12 protein-coding genes are annotated in these 13,223 nt (G+C 68.6%); 11 read left to right on the forward strand and 1 reads right to left on the reverse strand.

The genetic code is table 11. The annotated features are described in order from the left end of the window. Positions 1 to 168: 168 nt before the first annotated feature. From Q8S38_RS06455 to Q8S38_RS06465, 3 genes are all read left to right on the forward strand, one after another. Entirely contained in the window at positions 169 to 1,479 is a 1,311-nt protein-coding gene (locus Q8S38_RS06455; protein WP_305679599.1) for a replication-associated recombination protein A, read from the forward strand. Positions 1,480 to 1,593: 114 nt separating this feature from the next. Continuing rightward, complete coding sequence (locus Q8S38_RS06460) at positions 1,594 to 3,657, forward strand: hypothetical protein (protein ID WP_305679600.1); 2,064 nt, start codon at positions 1,594 to 1,596, stop codon at positions 3,655 to 3,657. A gap of 110 nt (positions 3,658 to 3,767) precedes the next feature. Beyond that, positions 3,768 to 3,950: a hypothetical protein gene (locus Q8S38_RS06465; RefSeq protein WP_305679601.1), complete on the forward strand. Its 183-nt coding sequence runs from the start codon at positions 3,768 to 3,770 to the stop codon at positions 3,948 to 3,950. Between the two features lie 178 nt (positions 3,951 to 4,128). On the opposite strand, the gene Q8S38_RS06470 is transcribed toward Q8S38_RS06465, so the two are convergent. Continuing rightward, positions 4,129 to 5,463 carry a hypothetical protein gene (locus Q8S38_RS06470; protein ID WP_305679602.1) on the reverse strand — a complete coding sequence of 445 codons (1,335 nt, stop codon included), beginning with the start codon at positions 5,461 to 5,463 and terminating at the stop codon, positions 4,129 to 4,131. A gap of 123 nt (positions 5,464 to 5,586) precedes the next feature. Between Q8S38_RS06470 and crcB the strand changes: the two genes are divergently transcribed. The 8 genes from crcB (at position 5,587) to Q8S38_RS06510 (ending at position 13,158) form a co-directional block, all read left to right on the forward strand. After that, positions 5,587 to 5,970 (forward strand): fluoride efflux transporter CrcB, encoded by a 384-nt coding sequence (gene crcB / locus Q8S38_RS06475; protein WP_305679603.1) that lies wholly within the window; start codon positions 5,587 to 5,589, stop codon positions 5,968 to 5,970. Continuing rightward, on the forward strand, positions 5,967 to 7,346 hold the full coding sequence (locus tag Q8S38_RS06480; RefSeq protein WP_305679604.1) for an RluA family pseudouridine synthase: 1,380 nt from the start codon (positions 5,967 to 5,969) through the stop codon (positions 7,344 to 7,346). The genes crcB and Q8S38_RS06480 overlap by 4 nt, the downstream gene beginning before the upstream one ends. Before the next feature lie 153 nt (positions 7,347 to 7,499). Beyond that, entirely contained in the window at positions 7,500 to 8,000 is a 501-nt protein-coding gene (locus tag Q8S38_RS06485) for a hypothetical protein (protein WP_305679605.1), read from the forward strand. 43 nt (positions 8,001 to 8,043) lie between these two features. Continuing rightward, the gene (locus Q8S38_RS06490; RefSeq protein WP_305679606.1) at positions 8,044 to 8,769 is read left to right on the forward strand and encodes an HAD-IA family hydrolase; all 726 of its coding nucleotides are present in this window, start codon (positions 8,044 to 8,046) and stop codon (positions 8,767 to 8,769) included. A 325-nt stretch (positions 8,770 to 9,094) separates the two neighbouring features. Then, positions 9,095 to 9,493 (forward strand): hypothetical protein, encoded by a 399-nt coding sequence (locus Q8S38_RS06495; RefSeq protein WP_305679607.1) that lies wholly within the window; start codon positions 9,095 to 9,097, stop codon positions 9,491 to 9,493. 256 nt (positions 9,494 to 9,749) lie between these two features. After that, positions 9,750 to 11,750, forward strand: a complete 2,001-nt coding sequence (locus Q8S38_RS06500) for an acetyl-CoA carboxylase biotin carboxylase subunit (protein ID WP_305679608.1) — start codon at positions 9,750 to 9,752, stop codon at positions 11,748 to 11,750. Between the two features lie 204 nt (positions 11,751 to 11,954). Continuing rightward, positions 11,955 to 12,575, forward strand: coding sequence for a glutathione S-transferase family protein (locus tag Q8S38_RS06505; RefSeq protein WP_305679609.1), 621 nt, complete (start codon positions 11,955 to 11,957; stop codon positions 12,573 to 12,575). 52 nt (positions 12,576 to 12,627) lie between these two features. After that, a complete protein-coding gene (locus Q8S38_RS06510; protein WP_305679610.1) occupies positions 12,628 to 13,158 on the forward strand; it encodes a lysozyme inhibitor LprI family protein in 531 nt (176 codons plus the stop codon). Positions 13,159 to 13,223 lie beyond the last annotated feature (65 nt).

Consider the following 13,223-nt stretch of genomic DNA (forward strand, 5'->3'; position numbering starts at 1 on the left):
CTCCTCCCGGGGTGAGGTACAATCTCTGTCATTCCGGGGCAGGCCGGAGGCCTGAACCCGGAACCCATGACCGGGGGAGCGTTCTTATGCGCATCGGCAGGTCCAGCCCGGTCGTGGGTTCCGGGATCGCCGCTTCGCGGCGCCCCGGAATGACAGGATGAGCAGGTCATGAGCGATCTCTTTGCCGCCTCGGGGCTCGACAAATCCGGCCCGCGCCCGCTGGCCGACCGCCTGCGCCCGACGACGCTTGGCGAGGTCGCCGGCCAGGAGCATCTGACCGGGCCCGAGGGCGCGCTGACGCGGCTGGTGCAGTCCGGCTCGCTCGGCAGCCTGATCTTCTGGGGCCCGCCCGGCACGGGAAAGACCACTGTGGCGCGGCTGCTGGCAGGGCAGGTCGATCTCGGCTTCGAGCAGATCAGCGCGATCTTCTCCGGCATTGCCGACCTCAAGAAGGTCTTCGAGCAGGCGCGCGGCCACAGGCTCGGCGGCAAGGGCACGCTGCTCTTCGTCGACGAGATCCACCGCTTCAACCGGGCGCAGCTCGACGCTTTCCTGCCCGTCATGGAGGACGGCACGATCACGCTGGTCGGCGCAACGACCGAGAACCCGTCCTTCGCGCTCAACGCCGCGCTGCTCTCGCGCGCCCGGGTGCTGACCTTCAAGTCGCTCGACGAGGGCTCGCTGCTGTTCCTGCTCGGCCGGGCCGAGCATCTGGAAAAGCGCGATCTGCCGCTGACGCCGGAGGCGAAGCTCGCACTCGCCCGCTTCGCGGATGGCGACGGGCGCGCCGTGCTGACGCTGGCGGAGGAACTCTGGCGCGCGGCGCGGCCGGGCGAGATCTTCGACGAGGCGGGGCTGGCCGAGGTGATCCAGCGCCGCGCGCCGATCTACGACAAGGCGCAGGACGGCCACTACAACCTGATCTCGGCCCTGCACAAGACGATCCGCGGCTCGGATCCGGATGCGGCGCTCTACTATTTCGCCCGCATGCTCGATGCCGGCGAGGACCCGCGCTTCCTGGCGCGGCGGCTGGTGCGGATGGCGGTCGAGGATATCGGGCTCGCCGATCCGCAGGCGCTGGTCCATGCCCGCGCCGCCGCCGAGACCTATGAGCAGCTCGGCTCGCCGGAAGGCGAGCTCGCGCTCGCCAATGCGGTCATCTATCTCGCCACCGCGCCCAAATCGAACGCCGCCTACAAGGCCTACAAGGCGGCGCGCCGGGTCGCCGCCGAGCGCGGCTCGCTGATGCCGCCCAAGACGATCCTGAACGCGCCGACCAAGCTGATGAAGCAGGAGGGCTATGGCGCCGACTACGCTTACGACCACGACGCGCCCGACGCCTTCTCCGGCCAGGATTACTGGCCCGACGCGCTCGGGCGGCAGCTGTTCTACGACCCGCCGGAGCGCGGCTTCGAGCGCGAGATCCGCAAGCGCCTGGAGTATTGGGAGAAGCTGAGGCTGGAGCGCGGGGAGGGGTGAGCGGCGGCCGATAGCAATAAGTGCGCCCGTCGTGGTCGGGTTTGTCCCGACCATCCACGTCTTGCCACGCTGGGGGCGCTCTTCCACAGTGCGGTCGGGGCAGGGAGCGCAAGAGTGGAGGCGGATAGCGGCAGGATCGAGTTGCGCTCAGGCGAGGATGTCGAGCGGTTCCTCGCGGACAAGCCGCGGGAGTGGGCGGAGATATTGGCGGCGCGGGCGGCTTTACGCGTCGTTCCGTTGCTGGCTTCGTTGGTTGCGACACTTCCGCCAGGTCCACCACGTTACCTGCCATCAGACAGTCTTTTGGCGCTTGTTCGTGCTGCAACTCTGCCTTGGCTTGTCGCTGTGGTGCCGACCCGCAGTTTGAATCTGCGAAATCACACCCCTGCCGTCCGCTTTGTCGCGAACATTGTTGAACGCGACATGGACGCTCGCTCTGCCACTACTGTCACCGCTGCCAATGCGGCGTTCAATGCCGCCCGCGTCTGTTCCAACTCCATATTCGCCGTGAACGTGCGTTTTGCCGCCGCCGCACTTGAGCATGCCGCCACTGCTGCTTCTGCCGCCGACGCGGCCCGCGCCGCTGCTTATGAAGCGGCTAATGCCGCTGCCCGTGCCGCCTACGCCGAATCCGCCGCAAATGCCGCCGCTAACGTCAAATCCGCTTATTTGATGTTCTCGCAGGACGCAGCAGACATCGCCGCGCACAACAAGGTCGATGCTCTGCGTGATGTACCGCTTTGGCGTGCAATCGACGTTCCACAGCGGATCTCAGATAGCTGGATCACGATGACCGCTGCACTGCGACGAGCTGATGGCGCGTCCGACTGGAGCCTGGTCTGGATCGACTGGTACGAGGCGATCCGCGACGGACGCGCGCCCTGGGGCCTGCCGCGCGAAACGGGCGAGCAGATACTGGTCGAGGCGATGCTCTGGCCGCAAGAGGAGTGGGACAAGGGCGCACTCCACATCAACCGGCGGATCGCGGGGTTGATCGAGGCGGCGCGGGCGAAAATCCCAAAGCCGCCGGAAGCGCTGTCGGAAGACGAGGTGAACGCCATCGTCGTGCAGCGGCCGGCGGCGCATGTCTTCGTAGAGCAGGGCGGAAGCATTGTCGCGCGGCCGCTCCCGTCCACGCCAGCGGACGCAGCGACGGCTGCGGCACTCCAGGCGGAAGTTCTGGCCAAGGCGAAAGCCCTGCGCGAGCGCTTGGCCCAGCGTGGGGCCGAACTGCGTCCGGTCGAATCCCTAGACCGACTGATCGAGGTGCTGGATTGTCCGCCGGATGCAATCAATGTCGGTTTGCTCCTGTCGCGCCGGCGTAGCATCGAGGCGGATCGAAAGGCCTATGACAGCGAGGAGGGGCGCGACCTTCTGTTCCCCGGCGCGCTCGCGGCCATCGAAGACGTCGCGGAGTCGACGGCCGATCTCTTGGCCGCGTTTCCGGCGGCCCGCCAGATTGAGGCTGGCCGGGTCGCTCTCGATCTGGTGGCTGACCCGGCGCGTCGACGCGAGGTCGCGGACAGTCTCGACGCCATCGCCGCGCAGGCCGACGAAGCGCCGTTCGTCGATGATACGGCGCAGGCGGCGCTGCACGCTTACGATGCGGCGCTGGCCGAGGAACGCGATGTCGATGTGGTCGCTGCCGTCTTGGCTGACCGTGCGCTCGACACCGCCAACTTCGTGCGTCGGCTCGCTGCCTCGGCCCGCGATGGTTCGACGCCGGCCGTCAACGCGATCGTTCGCGGGGTCCGCACCGCTGCCGCGGAAGCCGGCGGGCTCGGAGCCGATAGCTGGGCGGCGGTCCGGAAAGGCTTCCCGAAAGGGTTGGAGAAGGGAAGCGAGAGTGCAGGCAAGATTCTGCCACCCGTTCTGCTCCTGCTGTTGCTCGCGATGATTTCGAAAGAGCTCGCTTTGCTGGCCGGCGCAGCGCAGGGATTGAAGTCGCTGTCTGGGCTCGTCGATCGCCTGACCAAGGCGAGCGAGCCGGAGCCGGATGTCCAGCCTGATCCGTCCAAGCGGGCCGAAGCTCCCGCCAATAAGGCAGCCCGCAAGTCACCCGCGCGCAAGAAGCCTGTGCAGAAGAAGCCTGCTCACAAGAAGCCTGGGTCGAAAAAGGGCTCTCAAAAATCGGAAGAAACCGAATCCGATACCGATGAAGGGGATGAGGAGGAATAGCGCAATCACGCGCCGGACCTGGCCCGCCTTGATCGAAAACAAAGCCGCCCACCCGCAGCGGCTTATCCTGCCCCTCGCGCCCACCCCCGGGCCGTGCCGGTGCCTGCCTCATGATCTCGCTTATCGCTCGCGCTCTCCTGATCGTGCCCTCGCTGATCGCGGGCTGGTTCGTTTCGCATGACGATGTCGCCTACTGGATCGTCGCCTTCGCGATCGGGCTGGTCTTCATCCTGCTGACCATCGCCTTCGAGCTCTATGTGCATCCGCTGCTGCGGCGCGGGCGGGAGGGGTAGGGGCGGGTGCAAGCCAGCCTCAGCCCTCATCCTGAGGAGCGCTCGGAGAGCGCGTCTCGAAGGAGGGTCCAGCGGGTTCCGGAGCCTCCTGGCGCATCCTTCGAGACGCCGCTTCGCGGCTCCTCAGGATGAGGGCTGGCGTCTGCGAGCGGCGCTGTAGAGCTCGTTCAGGCACCCCTCAGAACGACCGCTCGATGAAGAGCTGGGCCGAGAGCTGGCGGCCGCCCAGCGTCAGCGGCAGGACGCGGTTGGCGATGGCGACGCGGGTCCAGGCGACCGATCCCTCGATCCCGGCCTTGAGGCCGTCCACCGGCGTCCAGACCAGATTGGCGCTGGCGCGGTCGATCTTGAGCTTGCCGGTGGCCTGGTTGGCCAGCGGCAGGGTGAGCTGGTAGCGGCTGACATAGAGGTTGCTGGCGAGCTCGTCGGTCCATTCGCGGCGCGCGGCCAGCACGCCCGAGAAGCCGCGGCTGGAATCGGCGCTGGTCAGAACCTGGCTGACGATGGTCGCGTCGAGCGAGGAGCCGATATAGGCGGGGGCGTCGACCGCGCCGGAGAGCTGCGCCGTGATCTCGCCGGGCCGGCCGAGGATCGGCAGCTCATAGGTCGCGCCGATGATGCCGGCGCGGCCGAGCTTGGGCACCGAGCCCGGCACGTCGCGCAGTGCGCCGGCCATGTGCAGCGTCAGCCCGCCCTGGGTGTAGGTCAGGCGCGCGACGCCATCGGGCACGCGCCCCTTGACCACGGGGATGGTCGAGGTCGTCCCCAGCGTCGTGTCCTCGGCCGAGAGCGCCAGGTTCCAGCGCTCGGTCAGATCGCGCTCCCAGCCGATCAGCCCGACATTGCGGCCGGGCAGGCGGGCGCTGAAGGCGAACTCCTCGCCGGTCCAGAAGCTGAAGAACGTGCCGGTCAACCCGAAGGTCATCGTCCCCACCGTGACGGTGGCCTCGTCGACCGTCATGCTTTCGGGCTGGTCGGTGGCCGGCCGCAGCGACATCTCGAAGGCGGAGCCGATGCGCAGGCCCGAGGCGAGGTCATGGGCGGTCTCGATCCGCAGCGAGGTGCTGGTCGGCCAGGAATAGGCGGGCGGGGGCGCCGCATTGCCGGCCTTGGGAATGCGGTAGCTGTCGAATTGCAGCCCGGCGGTGACGCTGCCGGAGACGGCGAGGCAGGTGCTCGAGCCCGGCAGGATCAGCCCCGGGACGTCGTCGTCGTCGTCGTCATCCTCCGCGTCGTCATCGGTGTCGTCATCGTCGTCTTCCGCGTCGTCGGCGTTCGGCGCGGCTGCCGCGCTGGCCTCCTCGGCGGCGGGAAAGAGCGGGGCGATGTCGGGTGGCTTGATGAGGCAGCTGCGGGCGAATTGCGGGGCGCTGGCCGGGAGCGGGCGGGGTGTGGCGGCCTGCGCGACCCCGAGAGCGGCGCAGGACGTGCTGAGCGCCAGCAGGAGCGCGCGCCCGGCATGTCCTGCCCGGGCGTCACGACCACAGGCGGTTTCCCGCACCCCCTCCCGCATGTCGTTCCGTCGCCCCCCGGCCCCAGCGTCAAGACGCTGCCGCTACACCTCTCAGCTTGGCGCTCCCGCGGCAAGGGCCCGATTTCGTTTGTGTGGGGGCGACGGGCTGGCTATTGCAGGGCGATGACCTCCACGCTCCTTGTCTTTTTCGGCGCCGGCATCGGCGGCATGCTGCGGCATGGCGTCAATCTCGTCTCGCCGCGCTGGTTCGGCACCGGCTTTCCCGCCGGAACGCTGCTGATCAACGTGCTCGGATCGGCCCTGATGGGCGTGATCGCCGGCTGGCTCGCCTTCAAGACGCAGGCCGGCTGGTCGCAGCATGCCAGGCTGTTCCTGACCACCGGCGTGCTCGGCGGCTTCACCACCTTCTCGGCCTTCTCGCTCGACGCTGTGCTGCTCTGGGAGCGCGGCGAGACCGGGCTTGCAGCAGCCTATGTGCTCGGCTCGGTCATCCTCTCGCTGGCGGCCCTGCTCGCCGGCCTCGCACTCGTCCGGAGCCTGTCATGAGAACCGGTGGTAAAGCGGGCGGCCCAGGAGCTGGCGGCAAAGGAACAGGCGGCAAGGGGGCGGGAGCAGGCCCCCGGCGCGGCGGTCGGCCGCCGGCCGCGGGCGCACCGCGCGGGCCGGCCGGCAAGGCCAAGCGTCCGAGCCATGACGCGCGCCGCTCGGCCCGCGCTCGCCCTGAGCGCGAGGAGGCGGAGATCCGCACCGAGCCGACGCGCAACCCGGCGCCGCACCATCCCGTGCCGCGCGGGGCGGGGCCGCGGCAGCCTGCGCCCAAGCCAGCCACCAGGCCGGCCGGGAAGCCGGTCGCGGCTCGCCGGGCGCCGGTGACCGAGGGGCCGACGCGGGCCGAGGTCAAGGCGGAGACGGCGCAGGTGCTCGCCACCGGCGTGCAGCAACTCGTGGTCACCGCCGACGAAAACGAGATGCGGATCGACCGCTTTCTCGAGAACCGCTTCCCGCAGCTCTCCTTCAGCCATATCCAGCGCATCGTCCGGAAGGGCGAATTGCGCGTCAACGGCAAGCGCGCCGACAGCAAGGACCGGCTCGAAGAGGGCCAGACCGTGCGCATCCCGCCGCTCAAGCTGGAGCCGCAGGAAAGCCGGCCGCGCTCGCTCAAGGCCGATGACGACACGCTGGGGTTCCTGCGCTCGATCACGCTCTATGAGGATGACGACGTCATCGTCCTGAACAAGCCGGCGGGGCTGGCCGTCCAGGGCGGCTCGGGTACGACGCGCCATGTCGACCAGATGCTCGACGTACTGACCGACAAGAGCGGGCAGAAGCCGCGCCTCGTCCACCGCCTCGACAAGGACACGGCCGGCTGCCTCGTCATCGCCAAATCGCGTTTTGCGGCGGCCACGCTCGCCAAGACCTTCCGTTCGCGCTCGGCCCGCAAGGTCTACTGGGCGCTGGTGGCGGGCGTGCCGCGCGTGCGCCAGGGCCGGATCTCGACTTATCTCGCCCGCGAGGAGGCCTATGATGGCGACCAGCGCATGGCGGTCGCCCAGCATGGCGAGGACGGCGCGATGCATGCCGTGACCTATTACGCGGTGGTCGAGACCGCCGCGCAGAAGCTCGGCTGGCTCTCGCTGAAGCCCGTGACCGGGCGCACCCACCAATTGCGCGCGCACGCGGCCCATATCGGCCATCCCATCGTGGGCGATCCGAAATATTTCAACATCAAGAACTGGGAGCTGCCCGGCGGCATCCAGAACAAGCTGCATCTGCTGGCGCGGCGCATCGTGCTGCCGCATCCGCGCGGCAAGGGCACGATCGACGTCAGCGCGCCGCTGCCCCCGCATATGCGCCAGTCCTGGAACCTGCTCGGCTTCGAGGACGCGCATTACGATCCGATCGTGGACGCGCCCGACGAGTAAGGTTCGTCAGGCTCGGGCCCGATCCGAGCATCTCCTGCGGGAGATTCTCGGGTCTGCGCTTCGCTTCGCCCGAGAAGGACGAAAGAGAACGATTGCGGAACAAACAGAATTGTGTTTTTGTTTTGTTCCCATCCCTCTGACGCTGGTGCTCCGATGATCCGTTGCGCTTTCCTGCTGGCTGGCCTCGTTCTCACCGCTTCCGTTTCCGTTCCTGCCCTGGCGCAGAGCCCGGGCCCCGCGCCGGCGCGCGTCGCCGTCGCCCCCGCCGACGAGCCCGTGCCGCGCGCGCAGCGCGCGAAAGCCCGGCAGGACTGTATCGCCGAGCATGTCGCGCTGTCGGGCGACGATCTGCGCGCCGCGATGCGCGACTGCATCCAGGCAAAGTTCCCCGACGTGCAGCTTTATGCCCGCGATGGCGTGACCCGCGACGGCAAGCCGACGGCGGTGGCGACGCGGGCGGCCTGCAAGACCGAGATCGACGCGCAGGGTCTGGCGGGCTCGGCCCGGACGGCTGCGCTCGTCGCCTGCTTCAACGCCAGGCGCCCCGACCTCGCCCAGCGCGCCGAATGCCGGAAGGATGCGCGCGGCAAGGGGCTCGATGGCGACGATTTGCGCAAGGCGGTGGATGCCTGCGCGCGCGAGGCGCGCAGCTGAACAGAGGGTCGGGCTGGCGGTGACGGGCCATGACCGCAGCGCAGTGGATCGCGCCCGCGATCCGGGCTACAGCGCGGCCATGGACCTCATCATCTTCGATCTCGACGGCACGCTGATCAATTCCGAGGCGATCCTGCTCGCCGCGCAGCACGAGACCTTCGCGCGGCATGGGCTCGCCCATCCCGGCCGCGAGGCGGGGCTCGGCGTCGTCGGGCTGACGCTCGACATCGCGCTGATGCGGCTCGGCGGGCTGCCCGCGCCGGACGCCGCCCTGGCCGAGACCTACAAGGATGTCTTCGGGGCGATGCGCCGTCAGGCGCAGACGGACGCAGCTCTCGACGAGCCGCTGTTTCCCGGCGTCGCCGAGACGCTGGCCGCGCTGGCGGGCATGCCGGGCGTCCAGCTCGGCATCGCCACCGGCAAATCGCGCCGCGGCGCCGAGTACATCATCGAGCGCCATGGTTGGGAGGGGCTGTTTGCGACCGTGCAGACTGCCGACGACGCGCCCTCCAAGCCGCATCCCGAGATGATCCTGCGGGCGCTGGCGGAAACCGGCGCGGCACCGGGGCGGACCGCGATGGTCGGTGATGCCTCGTTCGATATCGAGATGGCGGTGGCCGCCGGCGTGATCCCGGTTGCCGTGTCCTGGGGGTTCCAGCCGGTCGCGACGCTGGTGGCGCTCGGCGCGCGCCATGTGCTCGCGCGCTCGACCGATCTTCCGGGTGTGCTGGGGCTGCCGGAGGCCGTCGCTGCCGACGAGGCGGTGTGACCTAGAGCGTCATGCTCGGGCTTGTCCCGCGCATCTCGAAAACCAGCGCTCTTCCGTGGCGAGATTCTCGGGTCTGCGCTTCGCTGGAGAATGACGGCCCGCTATGCGGGTCGGTGCCGGATGGGCCGCCCCCAGTAACATCCTCGCAACCACGTCCGCTCAGGGCCGTTTAACCTGAACATGCGTTCAGATTTGGCTGTTAACCACCTGATGGCGGGTCCCGATCCATGGTGTTCCTACAGCAGGAACGTACCGGCACAAAACAACGCCGGACAGGGGTCGAACAATGATTGGTCATGAACTTCGCGAATTCGTCGATCGTGTGATGGATCGTCTGGTCATCGATGCTGAAGACGTCAATTGTCTTCAGCGTGACATTCTGGACGAGGCGGTTGTCACGCGCGATGTCATCGATGTGCTGGTGGCGCTCGACCGGGCCGTGCCGCAGCGCTGCGAGGCCTTCGGCGACTATCTGGTCGCGCTGGTCGTCGATTTCGCGGTCTGGCAGAACCGGCCGACCGGCGTCATCGATCGCGACAAGGCGCATTGGCTGGTGACGACGCTGTCGGCCGGCGAGGGGCCCACCGTCACCGCCCGCCGCATCGCCTTCGAGATCGTGCGCGAGGCGGAGCGCTGCGACGAGGCGCTGATCGGCTTCGCGCTCGACAAGGGCCATGCCAAGCCTGCGCGCTTCTGGCCCGAGCGGGTGCTGCTCGCCAGCTGACGGCGCGGCGGCGCCCCTCGATCACCGACTTTCGCATCGGTGGACGCCGCCCACGGTGTCCCCTACACCCCAGACCCGGATCGACACGCCTACAGGCGCATCGGTTCGGGTTTCGCCATTTGGGGCTGTGCGAAAAACCGGTAGCCGGTTTTGCCGGACATGCTCTAACTGGGCTTGCAAGCGTGCCGCCAGAACCGGGTCCTGCAGCGGACCCCGGCATGCTTCGGGCTCGTCGACGGCCGGGGAGGCGCCACGCATGTTCTCGAAAATCCTGATCGCGAACCGCGGCGAGATCGCCTGCCGGGTCATCAAGACGGCGCGGCGCATGGGCATCAAGACGGTGGCGGTCTATTCCGAAGCCGATCGGGACGCGCTGCATGTCGAGATGGCCGACGAGGCCGTTCTGATCGGCCCGCCCGCCGCCGCCCAGTCCTATCTCGTCATCGACAAGATCATCGCCGCCTGCAAGGCGACCGGCGCTCAGGCCGTGCATCCCGGCTATGGCTTCCTGTCCGAGCGCGAGGCCTTCGCCCAGGCGTTGAAGGACAACGGCATCGTTTTCATCGGTCCCAATCCCGGGGCGATCGCGGCGATGGGCGACAAGATCGAATCGAAGAAGGCGGCCGCGGCTGCCAACGTCTCGACCGTGCCGGGCCATCTCGGCATCATCGAGAGCCCCGAGCATGCGGTGACCATCGCCGATGCGATCGGCTATCCCGTCATGATCAAGGCTTCCGCCGGCGGCGGCGGCAAGGGCATGCGCATCGCCCATTCCGCCGGGGAGGTCGCCGAGGGTTTCGCGCGGGCGAAGTCCGAAGCGGCGTCCTCCTTCGGCGACGATCGCGTCTTCGTCGAGAAATTCATCGTCGACCCCCGCCATATCGAGATCCAGGTGCTGGGCGACAAGCACGGCAACGTCATCTATCTCGGCGAGCGCGAATGCTCGATCCAGCGCCGCAACCAGAAGGTCGTCGAGGAGGCGCCGTCGCCGCTGCTGGACGAGGCGACGCGCCGCAAGATGGGCGAGCAGGCGGTCGCGCTGGCCCGGGCCGTGAACTACGATTCCGCCGGCACGGTCGAGTTCGTCGCCGGCCAGGACAAATCCTTCTATTTCCTCGAGATGAACACGCGGCTTCAGGTCGAGCATCCGGTGACGGAGATGATCACCGGCGTCGACCTGGTCGAGGAGATGATCCGCGTCGCCTATGGCGAGCAGCTGCGGCTCACCCAGGCCGATGTGAAGCTGAACGGCTGGGCGGTGGAAAGCCGCGTCTATGCCGAGGACCCGACGCGCAATTTCCTGCCCTCGACGGGGCGGCTGGTGACCTATCGACCCCCGGCCGAGGGGCCAGACGGCGACGCCATCGTGCGCAACGACACCGGCGTGTTCGAGGGTGGCGAGATCTCGATCCATTATGACCCGATGATCGCCAAGCTCGTCACCCATGCGCCGACGCGGCTGGCCGCCATCGAGGCGCAGGGCCGCGCGCTCGATGCCTTTGCGATCGACGGCATCCGCCACAACATCCCCTTTGTCTCGGCGCTGATGCATCATCCGCGCTGGATCGCGGGCGATCTCTCCACCGGCTTCATCGCCGAGGAGTTTCCCGAGGGCTTTTCGCTGCCGGTCCCGCAGGGCGAGGTCGCCTTGCGCATGGCGGCGATCGCGATCGCCTGCGACCACCGGCTGAACCAGCGCAAGCGCCATGTCAGCGCGCAGATGGAGGGCTGGCGCCGGGTGTCATTCGAGCGCACCCGCGTCGTCGTGCTCGGCGGGGAGCGGTTCGAGGGCGAGGTCAGCGAGCAGGGCGAGGCGGTGATGATCGGCTTCGGTCCCCGCACCCTCTCCGTCGTCAGCGACTGGCGCCCGGGCGAGCCGGTCTGGCGCGGCACGCTGGACGGCGTTGCGGTGGCGGCGCAGGTGCGCGCGATCCTGAACGGCTTCGCGCTTGGCCATGCCGGCGCCTATGCCGACGCCATCGTCCGTACGCCGCGCGAGGCCGAACTCGCCGCGCTGATGCCCGAGAAGGTCGCCGCCGACACCGGCAAAGTGCTGCTCTGCCCGATGCCCGGCGTGGTCAAGGCGATCTCGGTTGCCGTTGGCCAGGAGGTCAAGGCCGGCGAGGCTTTGTGCATGGTCGAGGCGATGAAGATGGAAAACGTGCTGCGCGCCGAGAAGGACGCCACCGTCGCCAAGATCCTGGCGAAGGAGGGCGAATCGCTCGCGGTCGACGCGGTGATCATGGAATTCGCCTAAGGCGCATCGGACAAGCCAACCGTCGTCCGCTCCCGCACCGTCATTCCGGGCGAGCGCAGCGAAGACCCGGAATCCATCGCAGGGCGCCTCCGTCCCAGACAAGGCCCTCCGATGGATTCCGGAGCGGCGCCGCTGGCGCGGCTTGTCCGGAATGACGCTGTGTGGGCAAGCTGCTGCCAGAGACCGAGATGGAGACGATCTGACATGCTGACGATCTGGGGGCGCATCAGCTCCATCAATGTCCAGAAGGTGGTCTGGGCCGCCGGCGAAGTCGGCCAGAGCTTCGAGCGCATCGATTGCGGCGGGCCGTTCGGCGGGCTGCGCGAGCCGATGTTCCTGGCGAAGAACCCCAATGCCCAGATCCCCGTGCTGGAAGACGGCGAGGTCTGCATCTGGGAGTCCAACAGCATCGTGCGCTATCTCGCGGCGCGCTATGGCGCGGGCTGGATCTGGGAGGAGGACCCGGCGCGCCGGGCCGATTCCGACCGATGGCTCGACTGGATGCAGTCCTCCCTGCAGCCGGCGCTGATGCCCGTGCTGTGGGGGCTGGTGCGCAAGGTTCCCGAATACACCGCGCCCGAAACGGTTGCGGCCGGCGTCGCCAAGGCCGAGGCGCTGATGGCGATCCTCGACCAGCATCTCGCGGAGCGCAGCTTCCTCGGCGGGGAGCGCTTCGGCATGGCCGACATCGTCGTCGGCTGCGGAGCGCATCGCTGGCTCCACATGCCGGTCGAGCGCATCGCACGGCCTCATGTCCAGCGCTGGTACGAGGCGATCTACGCCCGCCCGGCCGCCAAGCCCGCGCTGGTCCTGCCGGTCGCCTGACATGATCGCGAGGTGCCTTGATCCGCCTGCGATCGGTGCCAAGATGGGCAGCATGATGATCCTTCGTTTCGCGCTGCTGTCATGGGTCTGCTGCCTCGCATCGTTGGGGGGCGCTGGAACGGTCTGGGCACAGGCGCCTGCTCCGGCGCCGCTGGTGGCCGACCGGGCGCAGCTGTCGGCCTGTCTGCGCGACAACCGCGCCGCGGCTTCCGCCTGCATCGGGTCGATCGCGGTGGCCTGCGTCGGCACCGCCAGCGCCGACCGGCGCGGCGCCGAGATCGGCTGTGCCCGTCGCGAAGAGGCGGTCTGGCGCGAGCGGTTGATCCAGGCGGTCCAGCAGAGCGGCCGGACGCTCGACGCCGGCCAGCGCAGTCGCCTGATTGCGCTGCAGCTCTCCTGGGAAGGGTTCATCGCCCAGAAATGCGCGTTCTACGGTGCGACGCAGCGGGAGGGTTTCCAACTCGGGCGCCAGGCCGGCTGCGAGTTGCGGGAGGTGGCGACACGGACGCTCGAACTGGAACGTGCGGCGGCGCCGCAGGCCCCGGCGCGGCGTCCCTCGCAACCGCCGCAGATCATCCGGTGAGCGGCGTTCACGCGCCGTCAGCTTTCGTCGGCTAGAAGCGGTCCGTCGCCGCAGCCGGAAAGCCG

The sequence above is a fragment of the Allobosea sp. genome, assembly GCF_030695125.1.
In the GTDB taxonomy this organism is placed as follows: Bacteria; Pseudomonadota; Alphaproteobacteria; order Rhizobiales; family Beijerinckiaceae; genus Allobosea.

What these genes read in the sequence shown, in the direction of transcription:
- Q8S38_RS06505 (WP_305679609.1), top strand. Translation starts at nt 11,955, where the DNA reads ATGCTGACGATCTGGGGGCGCATCAGCTCCATCAATGTCCAGAAGGTG.
- Q8S38_RS06455 (WP_305679599.1), top strand. Translation starts at nt 169, where the DNA reads ATGAGCGATCTCTTTGCCGCCTCGGGGCTCGACAAATCCGGCCCGCGC.
- crcB (WP_305679603.1), top strand. Translation starts at nt 5,587, where the DNA reads ATGACCTCCACGCTCCTTGTCTTTTTCGGCGCCGGCATCGGCGGCATG.
- Q8S38_RS06510 (WP_305679610.1), top strand. Translation starts at nt 12,628, where the DNA reads ATGATGATCCTTCGTTTCGCGCTGCTGTCATGGGTCTGCTGCCTCGCA.
- Q8S38_RS06480 (WP_305679604.1), top strand. Translation starts at nt 5,967, where the DNA reads ATGAGAACCGGTGGTAAAGCGGGCGGCCCAGGAGCTGGCGGCAAAGGA.
- Q8S38_RS06470 (WP_305679602.1), bottom strand. Translation starts at nt 5,463, where the DNA reads ATGCGGGAGGGGGTGCGGGAAACCGCCTGTGGTCGTGACGCCCGGGCA.
- Q8S38_RS06485 (WP_305679605.1), top strand. Translation starts at nt 7,500, where the DNA reads ATGATCCGTTGCGCTTTCCTGCTGGCTGGCCTCGTTCTCACCGCTTCC.
- Q8S38_RS06500 (WP_305679608.1), top strand. Translation starts at nt 9,750, where the DNA reads ATGTTCTCGAAAATCCTGATCGCGAACCGCGGCGAGATCGCCTGCCGG.
- Q8S38_RS06495 (WP_305679607.1), top strand. Translation starts at nt 9,095, where the DNA reads ATGGATCGTCTGGTCATCGATGCTGAAGACGTCAATTGTCTTCAGCGT.
- Q8S38_RS06465 (WP_305679601.1), top strand. Translation starts at nt 3,768, where the DNA reads ATGATCTCGCTTATCGCTCGCGCTCTCCTGATCGTGCCCTCGCTGATC.